At 52.0% G+C, this 26,336-nt stretch carries 25 protein-coding genes; 19 read left to right on the forward strand and 6 right to left on the reverse strand.

Annotated elements, in window-relative coordinates:
* Positions 1–96 precede the first annotated feature (96 nt).
* The gene (yecR, locus tag AB4K05_RS23515; RefSeq protein ID WP_368482109.1) at positions 97–432 is read right to left on the reverse strand and encodes a YecR family lipoprotein; all 336 of its coding nucleotides are present in this window, start codon (positions 430–432) and stop codon (positions 97–99) included.
* A gap of 85 nt (positions 433–517) precedes the next feature.
* Positions 518–2,704, reverse strand: coding sequence for an HD domain-containing phosphohydrolase (locus tag AB4K05_RS23520; protein WP_368482110.1), 2,187 nt, complete (start codon positions 2,702–2,704; stop codon positions 518–520).
* Between the two features lie 298 nt (positions 2,705–3,002).
* Here AB4K05_RS23520 and AB4K05_RS23525 point away from each other — a divergent pair, with 298 nt between their 5' ends.
* Complete coding sequence (locus tag AB4K05_RS23525; protein WP_368482111.1) at positions 3,003–3,641, forward strand: RpiB/LacA/LacB family sugar-phosphate isomerase; 639 nt, start codon at positions 3,003–3,005, stop codon at positions 3,639–3,641.
* 61 nt (positions 3,642–3,702) lie between these two features.
* Here the strand turns inward: AB4K05_RS23525 and AB4K05_RS23530 are convergent, their stop codons facing one another.
* Positions 3,703–5,127, reverse strand: a complete 1,425-nt coding sequence (locus AB4K05_RS23530) for an MFS transporter (protein ID WP_368482112.1) — start codon at positions 5,125–5,127, stop codon at positions 3,703–3,705.
* Between the two features lie 211 nt (positions 5,128–5,338).
* Between AB4K05_RS23530 and azuC the strand changes: the two genes are divergently transcribed.
* Positions 5,339–5,428: a stress response protein AzuC gene (azuC, locus tag AB4K05_RS23535; protein ID WP_015963980.1), complete on the forward strand. Its 90-nt coding sequence runs from the start codon at positions 5,339–5,341 to the stop codon at positions 5,426–5,428.
* An 82-nt stretch (positions 5,429–5,510) separates the two neighbouring features.
* The gene (locus AB4K05_RS23540; RefSeq protein ID WP_368482113.1) at positions 5,511–5,762 is read left to right on the forward strand and encodes a DUF2766 family protein; all 252 of its coding nucleotides are present in this window, start codon (positions 5,511–5,513) and stop codon (positions 5,760–5,762) included.
* A 72-nt stretch (positions 5,763–5,834) separates the two neighbouring features.
* Here the strand turns inward: AB4K05_RS23540 and AB4K05_RS23545 are convergent, their stop codons facing one another.
* On the reverse strand, positions 5,835–6,338 hold the full coding sequence (locus tag AB4K05_RS23545) for a non-heme ferritin-like protein (protein ID WP_368482114.1): 504 nt from the start codon (positions 6,336–6,338) through the stop codon (positions 5,835–5,837).
* Between the two features lie 630 nt (positions 6,339–6,968).
* Between AB4K05_RS23545 and AB4K05_RS23550 the strand changes: the two genes are divergently transcribed.
* The 4 genes from AB4K05_RS23550 to araH all read left to right on the forward strand — a co-directional run bounded on the left by AB4K05_RS23550 (position 6,969) and on the right by araH (position 11,326).
* On the forward strand, positions 6,969–7,526 hold the full coding sequence (locus tag AB4K05_RS23550; RefSeq protein WP_368482115.1) for a DJ-1/PfpI family protein: 558 nt from the start codon (positions 6,969–6,971) through the stop codon (positions 7,524–7,526).
* 248 nt (positions 7,527–7,774) lie between these two features.
* On the forward strand, positions 7,775–8,755 hold the full coding sequence (locus AB4K05_RS23555; RefSeq protein ID WP_368482116.1) for an arabinose ABC transporter substrate-binding protein: 981 nt from the start codon (positions 7,775–7,777) through the stop codon (positions 8,753–8,755).
* A gap of 61 nt (positions 8,756–8,816) precedes the next feature.
* Entirely contained in the window at positions 8,817–10,331 is a 1,515-nt protein-coding gene (araG, locus tag AB4K05_RS23560) for an L-arabinose ABC transporter ATP-binding protein AraG (protein ID WP_368482117.1), read from the forward strand.
* Between the two features lie 14 nt (positions 10,332–10,345).
* Positions 10,346–11,326: an L-arabinose ABC transporter permease AraH gene (gene araH, locus AB4K05_RS23565; protein WP_368482153.1), complete on the forward strand. Its 981-nt coding sequence runs from the start codon at positions 10,346–10,348 to the stop codon at positions 11,324–11,326.
* Between the two features lie 93 nt (positions 11,327–11,419).
* On the opposite strand, the gene uspC is transcribed toward araH, so the two are convergent.
* Positions 11,420–11,839, reverse strand: a complete 420-nt coding sequence (uspC, locus tag AB4K05_RS23570; RefSeq protein WP_368482118.1) for a universal stress protein UspC — start codon at positions 11,837–11,839, stop codon at positions 11,420–11,422.
* Positions 11,840–12,632: 793 nt separating this feature from the next.
* Here uspC and flhD point away from each other — a divergent pair.
* The 6 genes from flhD to cheW all read left to right on the forward strand — a co-directional run bounded on the left by flhD (position 12,633) and on the right by cheW (position 18,055).
* Positions 12,633–12,983 carry a flagellar transcriptional regulator FlhD gene (gene flhD / locus AB4K05_RS23575; protein WP_368482119.1) on the forward strand — a complete coding sequence of 117 codons (351 nt, stop codon included), beginning with the start codon at positions 12,633–12,635 and terminating at the stop codon, positions 12,981–12,983.
* Entirely contained in the window at positions 12,980–13,564 is a 585-nt protein-coding gene (flhC, locus tag AB4K05_RS23580) for a flagellar transcriptional regulator FlhC (protein WP_368482120.1), read from the forward strand. Before flhD ends, flhC begins: the two co-directional genes overlap by 4 nt.
* A gap of 122 nt (positions 13,565–13,686) precedes the next feature.
* Positions 13,687–14,580: a flagellar motor stator protein MotA gene (gene motA, locus AB4K05_RS23585; protein WP_368482121.1), complete on the forward strand. Its 894-nt coding sequence runs from the start codon at positions 13,687–13,689 to the stop codon at positions 14,578–14,580.
* Positions 14,577–15,503 (forward strand): flagellar motor protein MotB, encoded by a 927-nt coding sequence (gene motB / locus AB4K05_RS23590; RefSeq protein WP_368482122.1) that lies wholly within the window; start codon positions 14,577–14,579, stop codon positions 15,501–15,503. The genes motA and motB overlap by 4 nt, the downstream gene beginning before the upstream one ends.
* Positions 15,504–15,507: 4 nt before the next feature.
* Positions 15,508–17,529, forward strand: a complete 2,022-nt coding sequence (gene cheA, locus AB4K05_RS23595; RefSeq protein WP_368482123.1) for a chemotaxis protein CheA — start codon at positions 15,508–15,510, stop codon at positions 17,527–17,529.
* A 22-nt stretch (positions 17,530–17,551) separates the two neighbouring features.
* Positions 17,552–18,055, forward strand: coding sequence for a chemotaxis protein CheW (gene cheW, locus AB4K05_RS23600; RefSeq protein WP_052283483.1), 504 nt, complete (start codon positions 17,552–17,554; stop codon positions 18,053–18,055).
* Positions 18,056–18,215: 160 nt separating this feature from the next.
* Here cheW and AB4K05_RS23605 read toward each other — a convergent pair whose 3' ends face one another.
* Positions 18,216–19,478: a dicarboxylate/amino acid:cation symporter gene (locus tag AB4K05_RS23605; protein WP_368482124.1), complete on the reverse strand. Its 1,263-nt coding sequence runs from the start codon at positions 19,476–19,478 to the stop codon at positions 18,216–18,218.
* Positions 19,479–19,751: 273 nt separating this feature from the next.
* On the opposite strand from AB4K05_RS23605, the gene tar reads away from it, so the two are divergent.
* The 6 genes from tar to cheZ are packed head-to-tail and all read left to right on the forward strand — an operon-like array spanning position 19,752 to position 26,052.
* Positions 19,752–21,410 carry a methyl-accepting chemotaxis protein II gene (tar, locus tag AB4K05_RS23610; protein WP_368482125.1) on the forward strand — a complete coding sequence of 553 codons (1,659 nt, stop codon included), beginning with the start codon at positions 19,752–19,754 and terminating at the stop codon, positions 21,408–21,410.
* A gap of 38 nt (positions 21,411–21,448) precedes the next feature.
* Positions 21,449–23,053, forward strand: coding sequence for a methyl-accepting chemotaxis protein (locus tag AB4K05_RS23615; RefSeq protein WP_368482126.1), 1,605 nt, complete (start codon positions 21,449–21,451; stop codon positions 23,051–23,053).
* Between the two features lie 24 nt (positions 23,054–23,077).
* A complete protein-coding gene (gene cheR / locus AB4K05_RS23620; RefSeq protein ID WP_368482127.1) occupies positions 23,078–23,944 on the forward strand; it encodes a protein-glutamate O-methyltransferase CheR in 867 nt (288 codons plus the stop codon).
* Positions 23,941–24,990, forward strand: coding sequence for a chemotaxis response regulator protein-glutamate methylesterase (locus tag AB4K05_RS23625; RefSeq protein WP_368482128.1), 1,050 nt, complete (start codon positions 23,941–23,943; stop codon positions 24,988–24,990). The genes cheR and AB4K05_RS23625 overlap by 4 nt, the downstream gene beginning before the upstream one ends.
* Positions 24,991–25,007: 17 nt before the next feature.
* Complete coding sequence (gene cheY, locus AB4K05_RS23630) at positions 25,008–25,397, forward strand: chemotaxis response regulator CheY (RefSeq protein WP_368482129.1); 390 nt, start codon at positions 25,008–25,010, stop codon at positions 25,395–25,397.
* Positions 25,398–25,407: 10 nt separating this feature from the next.
* Complete coding sequence (gene cheZ / locus AB4K05_RS23635) at positions 25,408–26,052, forward strand: protein phosphatase CheZ (protein WP_368482130.1); 645 nt, start codon at positions 25,408–25,410, stop codon at positions 26,050–26,052.
* The last annotated feature ends 284 nt before the right edge of the window (positions 26,053–26,336 follow it).

Genomic DNA, 26,336 nt, shown 5'->3' on the forward strand with positions numbered 1-26,336 from the left:
TAATAATACGAATGGGAATAAAACTCATTTGTTATAAATATAACGATAAATAAATGATGGGAATAAATAACGCCGGAAACATCCGGCGTAGGGTTATTAATAATAAACAGCAGATGGTGGAACGCTGGCGATGCCCCGGCATTGATATTGCAGCGTGATCCGCTCGTTGAGACACATTGCGCCGCTGGTGGTAGTACAGGTGGTTATCGGCTGTCCGTAGGCAAATGCCGTGGCGTAACCCATCTGCTGACACGCCTTGTTGGCTTCCGAGCGAGCAAGATAGTCGTCGGTTTTGGCATTTTGTAAAATGGCTTGGCCGTAAGTCAGGCGTACAACGCCGCTATTGGCATCCACTTCACTGACGCTTGCCACACGGGGAATCGAACATGCGGAAAGTACCAGCAGGAAGGGGATTAAAATGAGGCTTTTCATCAATTCGCTCTGCGCAATCTATCGTTACCTTATTGTAGACACCCGCCGTGTAGGCAATCCCTTGAATAGTCGCTATAACCGCTGGCTAATCCAGTTGTGAATCATAAATCGCCCTAAACTGTAGCTGCAGCTCAGAGAACAGCGTCACCAGCGTGGGGTCAAAATGGCTGCCCGAACTGCTGATGATGATTTCACAGGCTTTTTCATGTGAGAAGCCGGGTTTATAGATGCGCTTTTGGCGCAGCGCATCGTAGACATCGGCAATCGCCATGATTCGTGCTTCCAGCGGAATTTTTTCGCCGCTCAGCCCTTCCGGATAACCTGAACCATCCCATTTTTCGTGATGATAATGGATTAAATTTTCCGCAACCGAGCCGAGGACCAGGCCCCGGACAATACGCCAGCCGATAACGGTATGTTGCTGGATCTGCTTGAACTCATCATCGGTGAGTTTGCCCTGTTTATGCAGAATATGTTCCGGTACGGCAATCTTGCCGATATCGTGAAGTGATGCATAGGTCTCAATGGCGCGAACCGTTTTGGACGGCAGCTTAAGACTGCGCGCCAGCAGGGTGCAGTAGGCCGCAACCCGGCGAATATGGCAGCCGGTTTCATCATCATGCACATGGTTAATTGTTTCCATTGCTTCGACAATACTTCGATTAATCGCGCGATTTTTATTCATATGCCGCCACATCATCAGCATCATGCTGAGAATGAATAAAAGCAGCCCCAAAAGCCCGACGCTGATCACCTGTAATGCATTTTTACTCAGTGAAAAGGGCGTCTCGGCGCTGGTGGGCGGAGCGAGTTGATGGCGGTAGCTGGAGATGAGGTGCACCTGCGCCAGCAGAGAGTACAGCGGATGGTCGGGACTAATCCAGGTCCCAATCTGATAGCTGGAATGGGTCAACCCGGCGACCTTCAGCGCGCCGCGGAACAGATCGCTGCCGCGCAGCGCTTGCTCAAGCGATGCTAAATCCCCAAGGATGAAATCAATTTTGTTGTTGTCGATGGCGTCCAGCAGTTCATCAATTGATGTGCGGGAGACCAGCGTCACGTCAGTGCCAAACCGCTGGCGTAGATAATAGGCGGCGAATGAGCCGCGGATCACGCCAACGCGCTGATGTCGAACCTGTTCTTCATCAACAATAAACGGCTGGCCCATTTTGTTGTAGTAAGCGTTGTACCAGTTTGCCAGCGGCCCGACCAATCCTTCCATCTGCGCACCATTGCGCACATCAATAATATCGGCAAGATGAATCGGCCAGCTTTCATTTTGCATGCGTATCATGTAGTTACCGACAAACTGGACGTCGACGTTGATATTGAGCAGATCGCGTAGGTCGTTCACCATACTGATAGCACTGCCTTGATAGCCCTGATTGTCTTTCCAGATGATAGGGGCAAAACTTTCATTTTTTGGCAATTTTATGGTGAGGCGATTTTCCTGCAGCCAAGAGCGCTCCTCGTCGCTGATGGTTAAATGGCTACGGAGGAATTCAATTTGGCTCTGCTCTTCTAGCGCCTTCAGCCTGCCGCTTTGCTGCCACTCGTTGATCAACTGGTCGATATTGCTGCGCATATACAGAAGCTCTGGGCTTAGGCCGAAAGAGGAGGTGATGCGCAGCGAGTTGAACGGGCGTGAGATGGTGTAGTAGAACTGCGGATTACCGATTTCGCGGTCTTCATTGATATAAAAATCCGCGCCGCCACTGCGGAGTATCTGTAACGCTTCTTTGCTGCTATCGACTTCAATAAGTTGCTGAAATTTTAGCGCCGGGAAAGCCTTTTTGACCAGTTCCTGAGTATGGTCGTTGCGGCGGAAGATAACGCGTGTGTTCTCAATATCCCGGATCGTTTTTGCCTGTCGCGTAATGCTGGCGGCGACAATGCTATTGTCAAATAAACGGGCTGATAAAATGTTGTTGTGCAGATGTTCCTGCGTTTGCAGCACGCTGGCATAGAGGCCGTAATCGTGATGATGAAAGCGTTGCGCAAAGGTCGTGCCATCGATGGGGCGTAACGTTAGGTTATAGCCGTAGCGTGAATTAATGGCGTGCAGAAGCTCAGGGTAAAAGCCGCGATATTGCCCGCGGCTATCGCGCCACAGTTCAAAGCTGTCGGCATCAAGCACCCAAACGGGAATAGCTGTAGCTGACCTTGCCTTCTGCGGTGGGGCGGCGTGAGAGTAGGGCGTGCAAACGAATAACAGGGTCAGTAGAACAACCAGCCCCCGCCAGTGTCGAATAAATCGGCAGTCCTGTGTCACAAGTCAATTCCTTTGCAGTGACGATCCAATCCATGTAATCACGTATAAAAATCAGGGACTATTCTGGTCCTTCTCTATTCTAGTCGACAATTTTTCTACTGGATCCTCGATACCGTAAATAATTAACGGATTATGTAATGTTTTATCAATCGGGCAAAGAATCAAAAGTGTGACCGCATTGGTAAAAATCAAAACGTTTTTTCATAAAATTTGAAAGTGCGTTTGTCTGGTAGTAAGGTTATCGTAATGTAATCGACCGATTGCGGGTGAGCCCGCGTAGCTTTCAGGAGAGGAAAGAATGAAAATTGCACTGATGATGGAAAATAGCCAGGCTAGCAAAAACGCGACGATTCATCATGAGTTAAAGAGCGTTGCGGATGAAAAAGGTTTTCCGGTCTATAACGTAGGCATGTCTGATGAAAATGATCATCACCTGACCTATATCCATCTGGGCATCATGGCGAGCATCCTGCTGAACTCGAAAGCGGTAGACTTCGTTGTGACGGGTTGCGGCACAGGTCAGGGCGCACTGATGTCTCTGAACATCCACCCGGGCGTAGTGTGCGGTTACTGCTTAGATCCGGCTGATGCTTTCCTGTTTGCGCAGATTAACAACGGTAATGCCCTGTCTCTGGCATTCGCTAAAGGCTTTGGCTGGGGCGCAGAGCTGAACGTACGCTATATGTTCGAAAAAGCGTTCACCGGCCGCAATGGTGAAGGTTATCCACCAGAGCGTAAAGAACCGCAGGTGCGTAACGCGGGCATTCTGAATCAGGTTAAAGCGGCGGTGGTGAAAGAAAACTACCTGGATACCCTGCGCGCGATTGACCCTGAGTTGGTTAAAACCGCCGTTTCAGGTCAGCGTTTCCAGCAGTGCTTCTTCGAAAACTGCCAGAACAAAGAAATTGAAGCGTTCGTTCGTGAGATTTTGGCATAAGCCAAACCGCAACAGCGCTGTAAAAACCCACGCATTGCGTGGGTTTTTTGTTTATTGAAGCTTAGCGTTTCACTTTTTTCGATACCGAACTGCCCGCATCACGCGTCAAGTGCAGCGTATCAATCATGCCGACAAGGCAAATCAGCGCAATAAAAAGAAAGGCGAGGCGGAAGCTAATGCCCGGCAAGGCGGACAAATCAAAAGCGGAACTTATCTTCTCGCCGATACGAATTCCAATAGCCCCAAGCGTAATGCCCAGCCCAATAGCCAACTGACTGGCGGTACTAAACAATGTATTGGCGTAGCTCATCTGCATTGAGGGAACGTCGGCAAAGGCTAGCGTACTGACACCGGTAAACTGGATGGAGCGGAACACGCCGCCCAGATAAAGTATCAGCATGATTGCCCATACCGGCGTCTGCGGTGTCAGGAAAGCGCAAGCAACTAGCGCTAACACATTGAGCGCGCCGTTAATCAACAGCAGACGACGAAAGCCAAGCCAGCGTATCAGCGGTGTCGTGGCGGGTTTGATAGTCAGATTTCCCACGAAAACCGCCAGCACCAGCAGCCCGGAGTGGAACGGGTCCATGCCAAAACCGACTTGGAAAAGCAGCGGTAACAAGAAAGGCACGGCGCTTATCGACGCGCGAAAGAGGGAACCGCCATACATCGTGACCCGGAAAGTGGGAACCTGCAGCGCATCCATACGGATCATCGGTGACGGCGTGCGGCGGAAATGGCGTAGCGCATAGTAGAAGGTCGCACCGCCAATGACCAGCAGCGCAGCAATAAGCCCCATGCGCATGTTTTCGGCGCCGAGTAGCTCCATGGCATAGACCAAACTGACCATTGAGATCGACGTCGCCAAGAAGCCGGGAAGATCGAAAGGACGGCGTTCGTCATCGCGAATATTGGGGATAATCCGCAGCGCCAGAATGATGGCGATAATGCCCAACGGGACATTAATAAAGAAGATCCAACGCCAGTCCGCCACGCTGGTAATAAACCCGCCTAGCGGTGGCCCGATAATGGGGGCGATGAGCGCCGGCCAGGTCAGGGTGGCAATTGCGGTGATCAGCAGATGCTTGGGCGTCGTTCGCAGTACGGCAAGGCGGCCAACCGGTACCATGAGTGCGCCGCCTACCCCCTGAAGGATACGCATGGCGACAAAACTGTGGGCGCTGGTGGCGAGACCGCAGAACACCGAAGATACGGTGAAAATAGCCAACGCTAGGCTGAAAATAGTACGAGCACCGAAGCGATCCGCTATCCAGCCGCTGGCTGGGATCAGCACGGCGAGGGTAATAAGGTAGGCGCTGATGCCGATATTTAAATCGACGGCTTCAACACCGAAGGTTTTCGCCATATCTGGCAAGGCGGTGGCAATCACCGTCCCATCAAGAAACTCCATAAAGAATGCACCGGCCACAAGCAGCGCCGCAGGGGATACCCCGCGAGTTGCCTGAGCTTGGAGAGGCTCACTCATCGTTTGTTACCCTATCAAAAAAAAACGTAATGTTTGCAAATTTTGTAGATTTGGTAAGTGTTGGATTTATATAACAAATTTTTTATCAGTCTAACAATTTTAACAAAAGTGATGTGATTCACATCGCAAAACGGTTGATTTTTGTGATGCAGGTCATATTATGTACGCAAAGACGATAACACCTGCATAACAAAAGAACTGGAGCTTCATCATGAAACAGCGTATGCGTAAAATCCTCAAAAGCATGTTCGAAAACTACTGCAAAACTTTCAAAGACGTACCGCCAGGCGCTATGTTCTGATGTAAAAAAACCTGCCACGGCAGGTTTTTTTATCTTCTGCAAAAGTAGGGTACTATTACGCTCCGCAAAATAGGAGCAAAAAATGTCTCAGAACCTTACCCCTGACGATGAGCTGGTTTCCGATGTGGTCGCCTGTCAGCTCGTCATCAAGCAAATCCTCGACGTCATCGATGTTATCGCTCCGGTTGAAGTGCGCGATAAGATGGCATCACAACTGAAATCTATTGATTTTAGTACCCATCCGGCGGGTGCCGATCCGGTGACGCAGCGGGCAATTCAAAAAGCGATTGCACTCATTGAGCTGAAGTTTACGCCGCAGGATACCGCGCACTAATCGATGAGTCAGTCAGCGCAATAGTCCGAAGATGGAAAGGCAAGGGCGCATGAGCCGCCCTTGCTGAGCAAATTAATGCGGTTGATGGGTCATGATGTTGAGCAGATGCTGGTCGGTTTGTTGAATGCACAGCCCGGCTTTGCGTGCGCTACGCACTTCATCGAGAATCGTCTTCAGCAAGATACCATCCTGTTCCTGTTCTTCTTCCAGCGCATTCAGGAAACTCAAGGTGTTATCGTCTTGAAGCACTTTTGCTTCCTGCGTCAATTCAGACAGCGTGAACGTACGTTGTTCATGGCCTTCGATGGTTTGCACAAATAGGTCTTCAAGGGTTGCGCATTTATCTTCTTCGGCTTCGAAGGCCCTTACCACCGGATATGCGCCCGATTTCTTCATGTAGTCAAACACACGCATCATTTGCGTTATGCTGGACTGCGCCTGCGACCGCAAAAATGTTGCGGTTCCGTTGAGTCGATGCTCTGAACACCACTCGCTCAAACGCAAATAATGATTAGATGCAGAGAATTCAAGATTCATCTGCGCATTAAGCTTTTGAACCATTCCCGAAACTGCCATATAAATATCCTTATTACTGGGTAGGAACGATACGCGTGATATCGCATAGTTCTAAATAGCCGCTAACCATGCGCTATTTCCGCGTTTGAGTGCGACTACGTATTACCTGTAGTCCATACGCACGATCGAAAATATAGAATACTCATCGATCTTAAAAAATAATACTCTTAGAACGAATACAAGAAAACTCCTAAGCTTTGCTTTTTACGTTTCGTTACAACAGATATTGGATTGAGCTTAAAGCTCGGAATTTACTGTCATTAACATCATGATTTATATTAGTTATTTGTTTGGTGTGTTTTTGCGACCATGTTTGATAAAAGTGCGATAAGGTATTACATCAGATACAGTTTAAAGTGTGATCTATGTCTAGTATTTTTAGCGAATATCAAGGCCTAGTCGGTATACTCAGCGTTGTTTATTATGAATAATAAATCGCTAATAATAATTAGTGAGATATCTGTTACGCCTGCTGTAATGCTGGTGAATATTGCAATGATGTAAACTTGTTTTAGATCATTTTTGATAGAAACAGATAAGAAAATTCTGTTCTCGGTATTTAATCTTATGCAAATTCCGCCTATTTCACCGTCTTGGCGGATTTTTTGATATGAATTGACAGGAGTTAAAATGAAACAGGTTGCAGTGCTGCTGGCCTCTGGCTTTGAAGAAGGGGAAGCGATTGTCACTATCGATATCCTGCGTCGTCTGCAGATTGGCGTCGAGCTGATTTCATGCGCGCAATCGCGTGCGGTCGTGAGCTATCACGATATTCCGATGGTGGCGGATGCGACGCTGGCTGAACGCCAAGACACCCTGTACGACGCGGTCGTATTGCCAGGCGGCCCGCAGGGAAGCGTGAATCTGGCGGCGGATCCCGACGTGATTAAGTTTGTCGCGGCCCACGATGCAGCCGGCAAGCTTATCTGCCCAATTTGTTCAGCCGCGGCGCGGGTTCTTGCTGGCAATGATCTGCTTAAAGGTCGTCGTTACGTCTGTTCAGGTGATTTATGGCAGGATGTGAAGAACGGCGAATACGTTGATGCGCCGGTTGTGGAAGATGGCAATCTGATAAGCGGCAAAGGTTTCGGCCACGTTTTTGATTTTGCATTCACCGTCGCGGCTCGTCTGCTTGGCGACGAAGCGCCGGTTCGTGACCACGCCGATCATATTTATTACCGCTGGTAGTCTCTCTCTAGCGCGAATTGTCTGACAATTCGCGCCCATCAATATGTAATTATCTGCTGAATTTATGCATCACTTTACTGTAATCCTGCCGTGTGATGCCGCTCTCTTCTGAAAAGTGAATTCCGGGCTATTAATGTTTAAACAACGTTAACGCTGTAAATGAAACAGCTAAAACATTGTTTTATGTCTAATTTAAATCGTTCCCTGATTTTTCCCTACATAAAAGAACATTAAGGCGGGAGTTTACCATGCACAAGTTTACCAAAGCGTTGGCGGCCATCGGGCTGGCAGCGGTTATGTCACAATCAGCTATGGCTGAGAATCTGAAGCTGGGCTTTTTAGTCAAGCAGCCTGAAGAACCTTGGTTCCAGACCGAGTGGAAATTTGCTGATAAAGCCGGGAAAGATCTCGGCTTTGACGTTATCAAAATTGCCGTGCCTGACGGTGAAAAAACCTTGAACGCCATTGATAGCTTGGCGGCAAGCGGGGCGAAAGGGTTTGTCATCTGTACGCCTGACCCGAAATTAGGGCCGGCTATTGTGGCGAAAGCGCGCAGCTACGACATGAAGGTTATCACCGTCGATGATCAGTTCGTCAACGCGAAGGGTAAACCGATGGATACGGTGCCGCTGGTGATGATGGCGGCCAGTGAAATTGGCGCGCGTCAGGGGCAAGAGCTGTATAAAGAGATGCAAAAACGCGGCTGGGACGTCAAAACGACCGGCGTGATGGCGATTACCGCCAACGAATTGGACACTGCGCGCCGTCGTACCACGGGCTCGATGGATGCGATAAAAGCGGCGGGCTTCCCGGAAAAACAGATCTACCAGATCCCAACCAAATCTAACGATATCCCTGGCGCATTCGATGCCGGTAACTCTCTGCTGGTCCAGCATCCAGAGGTGAAACAGTGGCTGATTATCGGCATGAACGATAACACCGTTCTGGGCGGCGTACGTGCTACCGAAGGCCAAGGTTTTAAGGCAGCCAGCGTCATTGGGATTGGTATCAACGGCGTTGATGCGGTCAACGAACTGTCAAAAGCGCAGGCCACTGGCTTCTTCGGTTCGCTGCTGCCAAGCCCGGATATCCACGGTTATAAAACCAGTGAGCTGCTGTACAACTGGGTGGAAAAAGGCGTTGAACCGCCGAAGTTCACCGCAGTCACCGACGTCGTGCTGATTACCCGCGACAACTTCAAAGAAGAGCTGGCGAAAAAAGGCCTCTGAGTCCTGATGGTTCTCCTCCCGCTAGCCGGGGGGAGAAGGATAGCTGATTGTGGAGGTTGCTATGCAACAGTCTGCCCCTTATCTCTCTTTCCACGGTATCTGCAAAACGTTTCCCGGCGTAAAAGCGCTGTCCGATATTAGCTTTGATTGCTATAGCGGTCAGGTGCATGCGCTGATGGGGGAAAATGGTGCCGGGAAATCGACGCTGCTAAAAATACTCAGCGGCAACTATGCTCCCACCTCTGGCTCGCTCGCGTTGCGTGGCGAGGAGGTTTCATTTGCTGACACTACCGCTGCGTTAAATGCGGGTGTCGCCATTATTTACCAGGAACTGCATCTTATTCCCGAGATGACCGTCGCCGAAAATATATATCTCGGGCAGTTACCGAGCCGCGGTGGGATCGTCAATCGGTCACTGCTGAACTACGAAGCCCGGATACAGCTTGAGCATCTTGGGCTGGATATCGATCCGGATACGCCGCTCAAATATCTCTCCATCGGCCAGTGGCAAATGGTGGAAATTGCCAAAGCATTGGCGCGCAACGCCAAGGTCATCGCCTTTGATGAACCCACCAGTTCACTCTCTGCACGGGAGATCGATAATCTTTTCCGGGTGATCCGCGAACTACGCGAAGAAGGACGGACGATCATTTATGTATCCCATCGCATGGAAGAGATCTTCGCCATTAGCGATGCAATTACCGTGTTTAAAGACGGTCGCTACGTCTGCACATTCGACGATATGAAAGCCGTTAACCATGACCGGCTGGTGCAGGCGATGGTGGGACGCAATATCGGCGATATCTACGGTTGGCAGCCACGCGAATACGGCGAAGAACGTCTGCGGTTGGCAGATGTGAAGGCGCCGGGCGTGCGAACCCCCATTTCTCTATCGGTACGCAGCGGAGAGATCGTTGGCCTGTTTGGGCTGGTGGGAGCGGGGCGAAGCGAGTTGATGAAAGGCATTTTTGGCGGTACGCGAATAACCTCCGGGGAAATCTTCATTGATGGGCAGCGAGTCACCATTGATAAACCGGCGCAGGCCATCCGCGCGGGCATGATGCTGTGCCCAGAAGATCGCAAAGCTGAAGGTATCATTCCGGTGCATTCGGTGCGTGACAATATCAATATCAGCGCCCGTCGTAAGCATATTCGAGCGGGGTGCATTATCAATAACGACTGGGAAGCGACCAACGCCGAACACCATATTCAATCGTTAAATATCAAAACACCAGGCGCGCAGCAGCTGATCATGAACCTCTCAGGCGGCAATCAGCAGAAAGCCATTCTGGGGCGCTGGCTGTCGGAAGAGATGAAAGTCATCCTGCTCGACGAACCGACGCGCGGTATCGATGTGGGCGCGAAGCACGAAATCTATAACGTCATCTACGCGCTTGCAGCCTCCGGCGTGGCGGTGCTGTTTGCTTCAAGCGACCTGCCGGAAGTACTGGGCGTTGCCGACCGCATCGTGGTGATGCGTGAAGGGGAAATATCCGGCGAGTTGCACCATGAAAGCGCCAATGAACAACAGGCGTTAAGCCTGGCCATGCCTAAAGTGAGTCAGGCCGTCGCCTGAGCAAGGAGATTATGATGTCATCTGTTACAACACCTCGCGCTCGCGGCTCGTCATTGAGCTTTAGCCGAATTTGGGACCAGTACGGCATGCTGGTGGTTTTCGCCGTGCTGTTCATCTGCTGTGCGCTGTTTGTGCCGAACTTTGCCTCTTTTATCAACATGAAAGGGCTAGGCTTGGCGATTTCGATGTCAGGGATGGTTGCCTGCGGGATGCTGTTTTGTCTGGCCTCTGGAGACTTTGACCTCTCGGTCGCGTCGGTTATTGCCTGTGCGGGGGTGACGACGGCGGTGGTTATCAATGCCACTGAAAGCCTGTGGATTGGCGTGTTTGCCGGTCTGCTGCTTGGCGCGGCAAGCGGGCTTATCAATGGCTTTGTGATTGCCCGCCTCAAAATCAACGCGCTGATCACCACGCTTGCCACTATGCAGATCGTGCGTGGCCTTGCCTATATCATTTCGGACGGGAAAGCGGTCGGCATTGAGGATGAACGCTTCTTTGCACTCGGCTATGCCAACTGGCTGGGGCTGCCAGCGCCAATCTGGTTGACGGTGGGATGTCTGATAATTTTCGGCCTGCTTTTGAACAAAACGACCTTTGGCCGCAATACGTTGGCAATTGGCGGCAATGAAGAAGCGGCGCGCCTAGCCGGGGTGCCGGTGGTGCGGACTAAGATTATTATCTTCGTTCTCTCCGGTCTGGTTTCGGCAGCAGCCGGGATCATTCTTGCATCGCGTATGACCAGCGGGCAGCCGATGACCTCGATTGGCTATGAGCTGATTGTGATTTCGGCCTGCGTATTGGGCGGTGTGTCGCTGAAAGGGGGAATTGGCAAAATCTCTTATGTTGTCGCAGGGATCTTAATTCTGGGTACCGTAGAGAATGCGATGAACTTACTCAATATCTCACCGTTTTCCCAGTATGTGGTGCGCGGTTTGATTCTGCTGGCGGCGGTGATTTTTGACCGTTATAAGCAGCAGGCCAAACGCACCGTATAACGGTAAAACGCGTAGGCCTGATAAGCAAAGCGCCATCAGGCAGTTGCTCATCGAATGCCTGATGGCGCTTTGCTTATCAGGCCTACATTTTTGTTACAGTGTCACTAATAGCACATCAACGCCGCTGTTACCGACGATATTTTTCGCCGAACAGGTCGCGCGTGAAAAGAAGCTTTGGTTATGGTTGCCGCAGATTACTAAGTCGACCTGATGGTTTTGGCAGAATGCTTTCACGTGGTCGCACAGTTCGCCGGAGGCGATTTGGCGTTTCCAGATAGGGTAATCGGTGCCGTCGGCTAATGTTTGCAGAAACTGCCGTGTCTCCTCATACATTAACTCACGCAAGCTTTCCATCATTGGCGCGGCCAGCTGGTTATACATTTCTGGGTCGGTTGCGAGAGTAATCAGGCTGATGCGGGCATTTTCCGGGCGGGCAATGGCGACGGCTTTGTTTAATAACTCATGGCTTTCCGGTGTAGGAGCCACTGCCACTAAAAGATGTGAGTATGACATCAGACCTCCTTGCTGGAACAATACGCACTCTATCTCCAATCTCTTACTCTTTTTACGCCATCCCCGCAAGAGCCGGACGCAATATTGCTGCTTATAACTTAACCTAATACATAAGCAAGCTTTATGCGAATGATTGCGCAAAACTCAGGCTAAATGCATAAGCCACAGTGGATATATCATGTAATAAATATATCTCATTAATATTTAATTTATGCTGAACTATTGTTAATTTAAGGTAAATAACATGCAAATTAATTCATGTCAAATGAATTGACGTTGCAATTTGTTGAATTTACGATGAATTTTGATTATTAGATGAAAGCATGATCTGTGATAAATTTTTCGTAATTAGCTCACGTAAAGTCGCACATTCTGAATCGACGTTAAATAATTTCGCTGAATGAATATCCGTTAGAGTGGAATAAAATGCCGCTTTAACTGCTCGTTAATTAGCCAAAGTACAACGGTGACTGATAGATTTGGGTTAAAAATACGGTTTGATTTTGTGATGGAGATCACATAAATTTCAAATTAACAGGGGAGTAACATTGTATGTGTCACATCTGGCGAGTAAAGTTGCGTCGAATTAGGAAAAATCTTAGTAAATTGTAAGAAATGTTTAGATTTGTCGGGCCATAAGTGAAATTGTTACCCGACAATGACGCAGAAAGATTTGCCTGATTGGCCATGCATTTCGACCGATTCATTTTTTTATCGGGCCTTGCCCGACGACATCACGGGGTATGCGGTTTGACCGCATAAAAGTACTAATTGGTTATTCGGGATGGGGAAAATGCATACATCCGAGTTGCTAAAGCATATCTACGACATTAATTTGTCCTATCTGCTTCTTGCACAGCGTTTGATTGGTCAGGATAAGGCTTCTGCTATGTTCCGCCTCGGTCTCAACGAGGATATGGCAAAAGTTCTCGGGGAACTGACGCTCCCACAGATGGTGAAGCTGGCGGAAACTAACCAATTGGTTTGTCAGTTCCGCTTTGATAACGCCCAGACCATTACCCGCCTCACACAAGATTCACGTGTTGACGACCTGCAGCAGATTCACACCGGTATTCTGCTCTCCACCGGATTGCTGAATGAAGCGAGTCACGCAGGCGAACCTGGCCGTAAGAAAAGGGCTTGACGATGACCGAGAAAAGCATTGTTCAGGAAGCCCGCGACATTCAGCTTGCTATGGAGCTGATTACGCTTGGTGCTCGTTTGCAGATGCTGGAAAGTGAAACTCAGCTCAGCCGTGGTCGTCTAATCAAACTCTACAAAGAGCTACGAGGCAGTCCGCCGCCGAAGGGAATGCTGCCGTTTTCCACGGACTGGTTTATGACATGGGAACAAAATATCCACTCATCCATGTTCTGCAATGCTTGGCAGTTTTTACTTAAAAGCGGTCAATGCTCTGGCGTTGATGCCGTGATTAAAGCCTACCGACTGTACCTTGAACAGTGTCCTCAGCAGGATGATGGGCCGCTATTAGCCCTGACTCGCGCATGGACTCTGGTCCGCTTCGTGGAAAGCGGACTGCTTGAACTTTCTAGCTGCCATTCCTGCGGCGGCAATTTTGTCACTCATGCGCACCAGCCTGCGGGGAGCTTTGTCTGCAGCCTGTGCCAACCTCCATCACGAGCAGTAAAAAGACGTAAACTTTCCAATGATCTTGCCGATAGTAATCCACAACTGCTGGATGAACAGATTGGGCAAGCTGTTTAACCCCACTTAACGTGGATTAAACACTCCAGCAGCGGCCATTGTGCCGCTGCTTTTTTTTACCCCTAAGCGGGTGAAATCACCTCTCTGTCTCCTGTCTTAGTCAACAGTGGAAGGATGATAGCGTGCTTATCTTAATAGGTTACCTGGTTGTTTTGGGGACAGTTTTCGGCGGTTACATGATGACCGGCGGACACCTTGGAGCACTGTATCAACCGGCTGAGCTGATCATTATCGGCGGGGCGGGGGTCGGCGCATTTATCGTGGGTAACAACGGTAAAGCCATCAAGGGGACAATGAAGGCGCTGCCTTTGCTGTTTCGTCGCTCGAAGTACACCAAAAGTATGTATATGGATCTACTGGCGCTGCTTTATCGCCTGATGGCCAAATCACGTCAACAGGGGATGTTTTCGCTGGAGCGCGATATTGAGAACCCGAAAGAGAGCGAAATTTTTGCCAGCTATCCGCGTATCTTGGCTGATTCGGTGATGCTCGAATTTATCGTCGATTACCTGCGCCTCATCATTAGCGGCAACATGAACACCTTCGAAATTGAAGCGCTGATGGATGAAGAAATAGAAACCCATGAAAGCGAAAGCGAAGTCCCAGCGAACAGCATTGCGCTAGTTGGTGACTCGTTACCGGCGTTCGGTATCGTCGCGGCAGTAATGGGGGTTGTGCATGCGCTGGGCTCGGCGGATCGTCCGGCGGCGGAGCTGGGTGCGCTGATTGCTCACGCAATGGTGGGGACGTTCCTCGGTATTCTGCTGGCTTATGGTTTTGTCTCACCGTTGGCAAGCGTGCTGCGTCAGAAAAGTGCGGAAACGACCAAGATGATGCAATGCGTCAAAATTACGTTGTTATCAAATCTTAACGGTTACGCGCCGCCCATTGCGGTTGAGTTCGGTCGTAAAACGCTCTACAGCAGCGAACGCCCATCGTTTATCGAATTGGAAGAGCACGTGCGCGCGGTACGTAATCCGGCAGGCCAGCAGCAGACGACTACCGAGGACGCATGAAAAACCAATCGCATCCCATCGTCGTCGTCAAACGGCGCAAGCATAAATCACACGGCAGCGCCCACGGCTCGTGGAAAATTGCCTACGCCGACTTTATGACCGCGATGATGGCCTTCTTTCTGGTGATGTGGCTTATCTCCATCTCCAGCCCGAAAGAGCTCATCCAGATTGCGGAGTACTTCCGTACGCCGCTGGCGACGGCGATCACCGGCGGGCCGCGGATGGCAAATAGCGATAGCCCAATTCCCGGCGGCGGCGATGACGTTACTCAGCAGCAGGGCGAAGTGCATAAGCAGCCAAACATTGATGAGCTGAAAAAACGCATGGAAGTGAACCGCCTGAAGCGTATTCGCGGCGAGCTGGACCAGCTGATTGAGGCCGATCCTAAACTGCGCGCGCTGCGTCCGCACCTGAAGATAGACCTGGTGCAGGAAGGGCTGCGTATTCAGATTATCGATAGCCAGAATCGACCAATGTTTAAAACCGGCAGCGCCGAAGTGGAACCGTATATGCGCGATATTTTGCGCGGCATTGCCCCGGTACTTAACGAGATCCCGAACAAAATTAGTCTTTCCGGCCATACTGATGATTACCCCTATGCGACGGGTGAACGCGGCTACAGCAACTGGGAGCTATCGGCAGACCGCGCGAACGCTTCACGCCGTGAGCTGGTCGCTGGTGGTCTGGATGATGGCAAAGTTTTACGCGTCATCGGGATGTCAAACTCGATGCGCCTTTCAACGCGCGGTGGCGATGATGCGATCAACCGTCGTATCAGCCTGCTGGTGCTGAATAATCAGGCTGAACAGGCCATTCTTCATGAGAATGCCGCCAGCCAGAATGAACCTTTAAGCGTATTACAGTCGCCAGATGCAGCGCCATCTGCGGCGGGGACTACGCCGCCACAACCCGACTCGAGGTGATAGCGTGAGCATGGATATCAGCGATTTTTATCAAACTTTTTTTGATGAGGCCGACGAACTATTGGCCGATATGGAACAGCATCTGCTGAACCTGGTGGTGGATGACCCTGACGCTGAACAACTGAACGCGATTTTCCGCGCGGCGCACTCGATTAAAGGCGGGGCAGGCACGTTTGGCTTCACCATTTTGCAGGAGACCACGCACCTAATGGAGAACCTGCTGGATGAAGCACGGCGTGGGGAAATGAAGCTCAACACCGATATTATCAACCTGTTTTTGGAAACCAAAGATATTATGCAGGAACAGCTCGACGCCTATAAAAGCTCCACCGAACCGGATGCGGCCAGCTTCGAATATATCTGCAATGCCCTGCGTCAGTTGGCGCTTGAGGCAAAAGGCGAAAGCGTGCCGACCGTCGCCAGCAGCGCCCGATTGAGCGTGGTGGAAAACAGCCCGCAGGCCGATGCGGACGAGGCACAGATTTCGGCACAGAGCGGCCAAACGCAGGTCACGCTGTCGCGTCTGAAGCCGGGCGAACCGGAGATGTTGGAAGAGGAGTTGGGTAACCTGGCGACGTTAAGCCAGGTCAGCAAAACCGCTGATTCTCTGACGGCCATCATCGATGGCGATGTGAACCAGGACGACATCATTGCCGTGCTGTGTTTCGTCATTGAAGCCGATCAGATTGAGTTTGCCACCCTCGCGGCGGCAGTTGAGCCACAGCCGATTATTGAAGAGGTGATGGAAGAGCCGGTCGCCGTTCCGGTGGCGGTTGCGGTCAATGGAACCGCGCCTGTTGTTCGCGCCGAACGTGAAAAGCCGGCGGCGCGCAGCAATGAATCAACCAGCATTCGCGTGGCGGTGGAGAAGGTCGATCAGTTGATTAACCTCGTCGGTGAACTGGTGATCACCCAGTCGATGCTGGCCCAGCGCTCCAATGCGCTTGATCCTGTCTCTCACGGTGACCTGATTACCAGCATGGGGCAGCTTCAACGCAACGCCCGTGACCTGCAGGAATCGGTGATGTCCATCCGTATGATGCCGATGGAATATGTGTTTAGCCGCTTCCCACGCCTGGTGCGCGACCTTGCCAGCAAGCTGGGGAAAGAAGTTGAGCTGACGCAAATCGGTAGCTCAACAGAACTCGATAAGAGCCTTATTGAGCGGATTATCGATCCATTAACCCATCTCGTACGTAATAGCCTCGACCACGGCATTGAACTGCCGGAGGCGCGTTTAGCTGCGGGTAAATCGGCCGTCGGTAATCTGACACTTTCCGCTGAACATCAGGGCGGCAATATTTGTATCGAAGTCATCGATGACGGTGCGGGGCTTAACCGCGAACGCATTCTGGCGAAGGCGCTATCACAGGGGATGTCGGTCAGTGAAAGTATGACCGATGAAGAGGTCGGGATGCTGATTTTTGCCCCGGGTTTCTCCACGGCTGAACAGGTGACCGATGTTTCCGGGCGCGGCGTGGGCATGGACGTCGTGAAACGAAACATTCAAGAGATGGGTGGGCACGTTGAAATCAAATCCAGACAGGGTGCCGGTACCACCATCCGCATTCTGCTGCCGCTGACGCTGGCGATTCTTGATGGCATGTCGGTAAAAGTCAGCGAAGAGGTGTTCATTCTGCCGCTGAACGCGGTGATGGAATCTCTGCAGCCGCGTGAAGAAGATCTGCATCCGCTGGCTGGCGGCGAGCGCGTACTGGAAGTGCGTGGCGAATACCTGCCGTTGGTCGAACTGTGGAAAGCGTTCGAAGTGCAGGGGGCGAAAACCGAAGCCACGCAGGGCATTGTGGTCATCCTGCAAAGCGCCGGTCGCCGTTACGCCCTGTTGGTCGATCAGCTGATTGGTCAGCATCAGGTGGTGGTGAAAAACCTCGAGAGCAACTATCGCAAGGTGCCGGGGATTTCGGCGGCAACCATCCTTGGCGACGGTAGCGTTGCGCTGATTGTTGATGTCTCCGCCCTGCAGGGTTTGAATCGTGAAAAACGTCTGGCGAACACAGCCGCCTGAAACGCAGATAAAAGGTAAAAACATGACCGGTATGACGAATGTAACAAAGCTGGCGGGTGAACCGACAGGACAGGAATTTCTGGTATTTACGCTGGGCAACGAAGAGTACGGCATTGATATCCTGAAAGTGCAGGAGATCCGTGGCTACGATCAGGTCACGCGCATTGCCAATACCCCGGCTTTTATTAAAGGCGTGACAAACCTGCGCGGCGTGATTGTTCCGATTGTCGATCTCAGGGTGAAGTTCAGCCAAGAAGACGTCGAATACAACGATAACACGGTGGTGATTGTGCTTAACCTCGGTCAGCGCGTGGTCGGCATTGTGGTTGATGGCGTGTCAGACGTGCTGTCACTGGCCTCAGAACAAATTCGTCCAGCGCCGGAGTTTGCGGTGACCTTGTCGACGGAGTACCTGACTGGCCTTGGCGCACTGGGCGATCGCATGTTGATTCTGGTTAACATTGAAAAATTGCTTAACAGCGAAGAGATGGCACTGCTGGATAGCGCGGCCAGCCACGCGGCCTAATAATGATAAGGTTCATCGTGTAATTACTGCGGCGAAATGAAAGGCCAATAATTGAAAAAGCCAGACCGGATGGTCTGGCTTTTTGTGTGCACGCTTTATGTGGATTGCTAAATGGCGGCGATGTTTTATGCAGCCCACGGCGTTTGTTTAGGCCGCGTCATCAGACGTTCTGCTGCGCCAACTCGGGATCTTCTTGCGCCAGTTGACCTTCGTTCTGCGACAGCATCGCCGTCGCCACGCCGTTACCCAGCACGTTAATTGCCGAACGTCCCATATCGAGGAAGTGGTCAATCCCCATCAGCAGCAAAATCCCGGCAACCGGGATATTAAAGCTTGGAATGGTTGCCGCCAGCACCACCAGCGCAGAGCGCGGTACCCCGGCAATCCCTTTGGAGGCCAGCATCAGCGTCAGCATCAGCACGGCAATCTCAGAGAAGCTCAGATGAATGTTATACGCCTGGGCGATAAACATGGAGGCGAAAGAGCAGTACACCATCGAACCAACGAGATTAAACGAATAGCCGATAGGTAAAACAAAAGAGACGATGTTGCGCGAGCAGCCAAATTTAGTCAGCTGTTCAAGCGTTTTTGGGTAGGCCGCTTCGGAGCTGCTGGTGGTGAACGCAACCAGCACCGGATCTTTAAGCATGCTGAGCAGACGGAACACCTCCTTCTTCAGCACCATATACCCGATAGCAACCAGCACGCAGCAGGTCAGTACAATCGCCACGTAGTAGCCGCCGATAAACGAGGCGTAGTTAAGCAAAATGCCGAGGCCTTCCGTCGCGATGACCGAGGAGATGGCGGCAAAAATCGCCAGCGGTGCAACGTACATCACGTAGCCGGTGACCTTGAGCATAATATGGGAAACCACGTCCAGCGCGGCTACCAGGGGGGCATTGAACTTCTGACCGAGCGATGCGCCGCCGATACCGAAGAACATCGAGAACACCACGATCTGCAGGATTTCATTATCCGCCATTGCACCGACGATGCTGGTGGGAATGGTATGAGACAAGAACCCTTTCAGGCTCATCCCGCTGACCGCCAGACCGGTATCTACCGTGTCTTTAGGAATCGCTAAATTCAGACCGCTGCCAGGATGCTGCAACGTCACAATAAACAGGCCCACCAGAATAGACAGCACCGAAGAGCTGATAAACCAGACCATCGCTTTACCGCCGACGCGGCCAATAGTGGAGGTTTCACCGAGCTTCATAATCCCGACGGTAAGGGTGCTAAAGACCAACGGTGCTATCACCATTTTGATTAGCCGCAGGAATATATCGGTGAACAGTGTGATGTTGCCAGACCAAACTTCGATGGTGGTTGCTGATGCATAGGAATGGATCATTGCGCCGGTGAGAATACCCGCCAGCATGAAAATCACGATGAAAATCGTGAGTTTGTTTGCGTTTGCCACAAAAAATACCCCGTCAGATTACGAAATTGCCCCGCGATGAAAAAATGATTTTTTATTATGTAATGCCATCAATTCATTCATTACATAAATTGTATGAAAGTAAGGTTATTTACAACTTTTTTTTATGTTTTATAAAAATCGTTGTTATTCAGTCACTCGCGAATCACCCCGCACGAACCCCTTCTCCGGCCTGCGATTTTTACCCTGAGGGCACGTAAAGTTTCTTTTTAGGATGCCGATAACAGCGATAACTGAATATAGAGAAGGTGTTGTATGTTAAACCGTATCCGCGTTGTCACACTGCTGATGTTGGTGCTGGTCGTCTTCGCACTTCTGCAGTTAATCTCGGGAAGCTTTTTGTTCTCCTCGCTACACCAAAATCAGCAAAGCTTTACGCTGTCCAATTCGCTGCGCACGCAGCAAACAGAATTAACCAAAGCCTGGGACCTGATGCTGCAAACCCGCATCAACCTGAGCCGCTCGTCGGCGCGGATGATGATGGACAGTAATAATCAGCAGAGCAGCGCCAAAAACGAACTGCTGAAAAACGCCAGAACCACGCTGTCACAGGCGGCGAGTCACTTCGAACGCTTTAGTCAACTGACACCACCGGCTTCGATGACGGAAACCAGCGCGCAGGTCACCAAGAGCTACAAAAATTACGCGGCGGCGCTTGGGGAACTGGTGGGCTTTCTGGAAAGCGGCAACATGGACGCTTATTTCGCCCAACCGACTCAGGGGATGCAAAACGCCTTAGGCGAGGCGATGACCCAATATTCCAATCAAAGTGAAACCCTCTATCAGCACGCCTTTACCACTAGCAGCAGTGATTACCAGATTGCCCGCTGGCAACTGGCTGCACTGGCCGTGGTACTGGTACTGGTGATGGTTGGTGCGTGGTTTGGTATTCGCGCGGTCCTGCTCAAGCCACTGGCGTCGGTGATGGAACATATCCGCCATATCGCGGCGGGCGACCTGACTCAGCGTTTAACGCTGCGCGGGCGCAACGAAATTACCGAGCTTGGCGATACCGTCACCCATATGCAGAACTCGCTGACCGATACGGTCACCCATGTGCGTGAAGGCGCGGAGGCCATCTATCACGGCACCAGCGAAATCGCCGCGGGCAATAACGATCTCTCTGCGCGTACGGAAGAGCAATCCGCCTCGCTGGAAGAGACCGCTGCCAGCATGGAACAGCTGACCGCCACGGTGAAACAGAACGCGGAAAATGCGCGTCAGGCGTCGCACCTTGCATTAAGTGCATCCGAAACCGCCCAACGTGGCGGCAACGTGGTCAACGGCGTGGTGAAAACCATGCATGAAATCGCCGCCAGTTCGCAGAAAATTTCCGATATCACCGGCGTCATCGACGGCATTGCCTTCCAAACCAATATCTTGGCATTGAACGCCGCCGTTGAAGCGGCCCGTGCCGGTGAGCAGGGACGCGGCTTTGCGGTGGTTGCCGGTGAAGTGCGTAATCTCGCCAGCCGCAGCGCGCAGGCGGCGAAAGAAATCAAAGCATTAATTGAAGATTCTGTCTCCCGTGTCGATACCGGATCGGTACTGGTTGAAAGCGCGGGTGAAACCATGACCGATATCGTCAATGCGGTAACCCGTGTGACCGACATCATGGGCGAAATTGCCTCCGCTTCCGATGAACAGAGCCGTGGTATCGATCAGGTGGCCATTGCCGTTGCCGAAATGGACAGCGTGACGCAGCAAAACGCCTCGTTGGTGGAAGAGTCGGCAAGTGCCGCCGCTGCGCTGGAAGATCAGGCCCAACGGCTTAATCAGGCGGTTGCGGCGTTTCGTCTAAGTCCGGCGGCGATTGGAAAAAGTACGCAAAACACGGCACCCGCGTTGCCTACGCCATCGCGTCTGGCGGCGACGGTCAGCAGCCGACACGATAATAATTGGGAAACCTTTTAATAATATCCGCGGTAATTGCCGCTTTTAGGAGTGTGGTGATGCTTTATCGTATTCGAATCTCTACCACGTTATTTCTGATTTTGATTATTTGCGGGATTTTGCAAATTGGCAGTAATGGGCTCTCCTTTTGGGCGTTTCGCGATGGGCAAAACAACATTAACCAGGTTGACCAGAGCAGCCAGCAGCTCAATACGCTAACGGAATCGCGTGCGGCGATGCTGCAGGCGAGCAACATGCTGAACAAAGCAGGCACATTGACGGCGCTCAGTTATCCGCCGACCGAAGTGCGCAGCATGATAGATGATGTGAAGCAGGAACTGTCGCAGGCAGATGCCCTGTTTAAAGGTTTTATGGCTCTGCCGCTGATGGGCAGTCATGACGAAGCGCTGCAAAGCCAGACGGCAAAAACGTTTACCGCATGGCATGACATGCTGGCGCACCAGACCGCGTGGCTTGAAAACAACCAGCTGGCGGAGTTTGTTGCCGCACCGGTACAAAAATCGCAAGACCAGTTCGACAACGACTATGAAAACTGGCGCAAAAACATTGAGAACTACGTCGCCTCCGCCGAACGCGAAAGCCAGAGTGACTATCATCGTTCAACGATAACGTTTATCGCGATGGTAATTATTTCTGTGCTGATGACCGTCGGGGCGCTGTGGTGGGTTCGCCATATGATTGTCACGCCGCTGGCGATTATCAGCAGCCATTTTGACAGCATTGCCAAAGGCAATCTGGCGCGCCCGGTTTCCGTTTTCGGTGACAACGAAATTAGCGCCATCTTTGCTGGCCTCAAAGCGATGCAAAAATCCCTGCGTCAAACCGTGGACCAGGTTCGCCAAGGCAGCAATGCAATGCATACCGGCATTTCAGAAATTGCCGCCGGTAATAACGATCTCTCGGCGCGCACCGAACAGCAGGCGGCATCGCTTGCCGAAACAGCGGCCAGCATGGAGCAGCTAACGGCGACGGTCAGCCAGAACGCCGACAACGCCCGCCAAGCGTCCGATCTGGCGCACGGGGCAGCAGACACCGCCAAACGTGGCGGCGAACAGGCCAGCCACGTCGCGCAAACTATGCATAACATCGCCACCAGTTCGAAGAAAATTAGCGACATCATCAGCGTTATCGACGGTATCGCTTTCCAGACCAACATTCTGGCCCTTAATGCGGCGGTAGAAGCGGCGCGAGCCGGTGAACAAGGGCGTGGATTTGCCGTGGTTGCTGGGGAGGTTCGTAACCTTGCCAGCCGCAGTGCCCAGGCCGCCAAAGAGATTAAGGTGCTGATTGAAGAGTCGGTATCTCGGGTTCAGCAAGGTTCTGCGCTGGTCGAAACGTCCGCGAAAACGATGACGGAAATTGTTCAGTCGGTCACTCGGGTGAACGACATCATGGGCGAAATTGCCTCCGCGTCCGACGAACAGCGCCGTGGGATTGAGCAAGTCGCGCAGGCGGTAAGCCAGATGGACCAGGTGACGCAGCAAAACGCCGCGCTGGTCGAGCAGGGCGCGGCGGCAACGCAGCAGTTGGCGAGCCAGGCAGACCACCTGACAACCGTAGTTTCCGTATTTGAGCTTGAAGAAGTGAAGGCAGAAGCGCCGCTTGAGAGCATCACGCTGTCTGCCATACCTGCTGTTTCCTGAAATGATGTGATGTAAGAAGGCGCTATGACTGTATCTCTGCCAAATGGGCAATCGCAATTACTGAGTCAGCTGACGCAGCGCCTGACGCTAACCGACGCGCAGTTTCGTCGGATCTGTCAATTGATCTACCAACGCGCTGGGATCGTGCTGGCGGATCATAAACGTGACATGGTTTATAACCGCCTCGTTCGGCGTTTACGGACCCTGAACTTGGATGATTTTGGTCACTATCTCAGTCTGCTGGAAGCCAACGGCGACAGCGCAGAGTGGCAGGCATTTATTAACTCGCTGACCACTAACCTGACGGCGTTCTTCCGCGAAGCGCACCACTTCCCAACGCTTGCTGAGCACGCAGCGCGTAGGCAGGGGGAATATCGGGTGTGGAGTGCGGCGGCATCAACGGGTGAGGAGCCTTACTCCATTGCCATCACGTTGGCCGATACGCTCGGCACCGCACCGGGGCGCTGGAAAGTGGTAGCCAGTGACATCGACACCGAAGTGTTGGAAAAAGCGCAGAGTGGAATTTATCGCCTGGATGAGCTGAAAACGCTCTCTCAGCAGCAGTTACAGCGCTATTTCATGCGCGGCACTGGCCCACACGATGGGCTGGTGCGCGTGCGTTCTGAGCTGGCGAACTACGTGGATTTCAGTTCCCTGAATCTACTGAGCACGCACTACGCGATATCCGGGCCGTTTGATGCGATCTTCTGCCGCAACGTCATGATCTATTTCGATAAGGCGACACAGCACGAGATCTTAAAACGCTTTGTGCCTTTGCTGAAACCTGATGGCCTGCTGTTTGCCGGACATTCGGAGAACTTCAGCCATATTGCCCGTGAATTCAGCCTGCGCGGACAAACGGTCTATGCGCTAAGTAAGGGAAGAGCATGAGTAAAATCAGGGTGCTGGCCGTTGATGATTCGGCGCTGATGCGGCAAATCATGACGGAAATTATCAACGAGCATGATGATATGGAGATGGTGGCGACGGCGCAGGACCCGCTGGTGGCTCGCGATCTCATCAAAAAATACAACCCAGATGTTTTGACGCTGGATGTCGAAATGCCGCGCATGGACGGTCTCGATTTCCTTGAGAAGCTGATGCGCCTGCGTCCGATGCCGGTTGTGATGGTGTCTTCACTCACCGGCAAAGGCTCTGAAATAACGCTTCGCGCGCTGGAGTTGGGGGCGGTGGATTTTGTCACCAAACCGCAGTTGGGCATTCGCGAAGGGATGCTGGCCTACAGCGAGACCATTGCTGAAAAGGTCAGGGCGGCTTCACGTGCGAAGATCTCTGCGCATAAGCCATTACCGGCCACCACCACGCTCAAAGCCGGCCCGTTGCTGAGTTCTGAAAAGCTCATCGCCATTGGCGCGTCAACCGGCGGAACCGAAGCGATTCGCCACGTGCTGCAGCCGCTGCCGCTCTCTAGCCCCGCGCTGCTCATTACCCAGCATATGCCGCCGGGCTTTACCCGCTCATTTGCCGAACGTCTTAACAAGCTGTGCCAGATAACGGTTAAGGAAGCGGAAGACGGCGAACGCGTGTTGCCAGGCCATGCCTACATTGCGCCGGGCGACAAGCATATGGAACTTGCGCGCAGCGGGGCGAACTATCAAATCAAAATTCACGACGGGCCGCCGGTTAATCGCCATCGCCCGTCGGTAGATGTGCTGTTTCATTCGGTCGCGAAGCACGCGGGGCGCAACGCCGTAGGGGTGATTCTCACCGGCATGGGCAACGACGGTGCGGCCGGGATGCTGGCAATGTACCAAGCTGGCGCTTGGACTATTGCGCAGAATGAAGCCAGTTGCGTGGTGTTCGGCATGCCGCGTGAGGCCATCAATACCGGTGGCGTCAGCGAAGTGGTCGATCTTAGCCAAGTAAGCCAGCAGATGCTGGCGAAAATCAGTGCCGGACAGGCAATACGTATTTGACTCAGGAGAATTATTTTATGGCGGATAAAGAGCTTAAGTTTTTGGTTGTGGATGACTTTTCCACCATGCGTCGCATCGTGCGTAACCTGCTTAAAGAGCTTGGTTTTAACAACGTTGAAGAAGCCGAGGACGGCGTGGATGCGTTGAACAAACTGCATGCGGGTGGATTTGGCTTTGTTATCTCTGACTGGAACATGCCAAATATGGACGGACTGGAGTTGCTGAAAACCATTCGTGCCGATGGCGCAATGGCGGCGATGCCGGTACTGATGGTGACGGCAGAAGCGAAGAAAGAGAACATCATCGCTGCCGCGCAGGCCGGTGCCAGCGGATATGTGGTTAAGCCGTTTACCGCGGCGACTCTGGAAGAAAAACTGAACAAAATATTCGAGAAACTGGGCATGTAAGGTGACGACCATGATGCAATCTTTCATTAAGCCCGGCGAAGAACATTCTGCCGCGGATATAATTAGCCGTATTGGCAACCTGACCCGAATGCTGCGTGATAGTCTGCGTGAGCTGGGGCTGGATCAGGCGATTGCCGAAGCCGCAGAAGCGATCCCGGATGCCCGTGATCGTCTGGATTACGTGGTGCAGATGACCGCGCAGGCCGCTGAACGCGCGCTCAACAGCGTGGAAGCGTCACAGCCACATCAAGACGAAATGGAAAAAGGGGCGAAAGCCCTTAGTACGCGTTGGGATGCGTGGTTTGAAAACCCGATTGAGCTGGCGGATGCCCGCGAACTGGTTGGCGATACGCGCAAATATCTCAGCGAGGTACCGGGGCACACCAGCTTTACCAACGCCCAACTGCTCGAAATCATGATGGCGCAGGATTTCCAAGATCTGACCGGTCAGGTTATCAAGCGCATGATGGATGTGATTCAAGAAATCGAGCGCCAGCTACTGATGGTACTGCTGGAAAACATCCCGGAACAAGGCGCACGCCAGAAGCGTGAAAACGACAGCCTGCTTAACGGACCACAGGTCGACACCTCCAAAGCTGGCGTAGTTGCCAGCCAGGATCAGGTAGACGACCTGCTGGATAGCCTCGGCTTCTAAAGTCACTGTAGCCCGGCCGAGCAACGCGACGCCGGGAACCCTCCGGTGCCGGTGCTGCGCACCTCGTGCGGGCTACCAATAACGATTCAAACGCCATATCCCCGTAGTCCGGCCGAACGAATGCGATGCCGGGGAAATATCGCTTCACCCGTATCTACATTTCCCGAAAATGAAGCCAGCGTCACGCTGGCTTACGTCTGAGTGCCACCCCGATATATAGACTAGTCATAATTATTACGCTTAAATAGTTATCAATGAGACCTGCAACAATATTTATTTATTAA

Source organism: Kluyvera sp. STS39-E, from assembly GCF_040932435.1.
Lineage (GTDB): Bacteria > Pseudomonadota > Gammaproteobacteria > Enterobacterales > Enterobacteriaceae > Kluyvera.

Coding starts and splice junctions, on each gene's coding strand:
- yecR (WP_368482109.1), bottom strand. CDS start 432: ATGAAAAGCCTCATTTTAATCCCCTTCCTGCTGGTACTTTCCGCATGT.
- AB4K05_RS23525 (WP_368482111.1), top strand. CDS start 3,003: ATGAAAATTGCACTGATGATGGAAAATAGCCAGGCTAGCAAAAACGCG.
- AB4K05_RS23530 (WP_368482112.1), bottom strand. CDS start 5,127: ATGAGTGAGCCTCTCCAAGCTCAGGCAACTCGCGGGGTATCCCCTGCG.
- azuC (WP_015963980.1), top strand. CDS start 5,339: ATGAAACAGCGTATGCGTAAAATCCTCAAAAGCATGTTCGAAAACTAC.
- AB4K05_RS23540 (WP_368482113.1), top strand. CDS start 5,511: ATGTCTCAGAACCTTACCCCTGACGATGAGCTGGTTTCCGATGTGGTC.
- AB4K05_RS23545 (WP_368482114.1), bottom strand. CDS start 6,338: ATGGCAGTTTCGGGAATGGTTCAAAAGCTTAATGCGCAGATGAATCTT.
- AB4K05_RS23550 (WP_368482115.1), top strand. CDS start 6,969: ATGAAACAGGTTGCAGTGCTGCTGGCCTCTGGCTTTGAAGAAGGGGAA.
- AB4K05_RS23555 (WP_368482116.1), top strand. CDS start 7,775: ATGCACAAGTTTACCAAAGCGTTGGCGGCCATCGGGCTGGCAGCGGTT.
- araG (WP_368482117.1), top strand. CDS start 8,817: ATGCAACAGTCTGCCCCTTATCTCTCTTTCCACGGTATCTGCAAAACG.
- araH (WP_368482153.1), top strand. CDS start 10,346: ATGTCATCTGTTACAACACCTCGCGCTCGCGGCTCGTCATTGAGCTTT.
- uspC (WP_368482118.1), bottom strand. CDS start 11,839: ATGTCATACTCACATCTTTTAGTGGCAGTGGCTCCTACACCGGAAAGC.
- flhD (WP_368482119.1), top strand. CDS start 12,633: ATGCATACATCCGAGTTGCTAAAGCATATCTACGACATTAATTTGTCC.
- motB (WP_368482122.1), top strand. CDS start 14,577: ATGAAAAACCAATCGCATCCCATCGTCGTCGTCAAACGGCGCAAGCAT.
- cheW (WP_052283483.1), top strand. CDS start 17,552: ATGACCGGTATGACGAATGTAACAAAGCTGGCGGGTGAACCGACAGGA.
- tar (WP_368482125.1), top strand. CDS start 19,752: ATGTTAAACCGTATCCGCGTTGTCACACTGCTGATGTTGGTGCTGGTC.
- AB4K05_RS23615 (WP_368482126.1), top strand. CDS start 21,449: ATGCTTTATCGTATTCGAATCTCTACCACGTTATTTCTGATTTTGATT.
- cheR (WP_368482127.1), top strand. CDS start 23,078: ATGACTGTATCTCTGCCAAATGGGCAATCGCAATTACTGAGTCAGCTG.
- AB4K05_RS23625 (WP_368482128.1), top strand. CDS start 23,941: ATGAGTAAAATCAGGGTGCTGGCCGTTGATGATTCGGCGCTGATGCGG.
- cheY (WP_368482129.1), top strand. CDS start 25,008: ATGGCGGATAAAGAGCTTAAGTTTTTGGTTGTGGATGACTTTTCCACC.
- cheZ (WP_368482130.1), top strand. CDS start 25,408: ATGATGCAATCTTTCATTAAGCCCGGCGAAGAACATTCTGCCGCGGAT.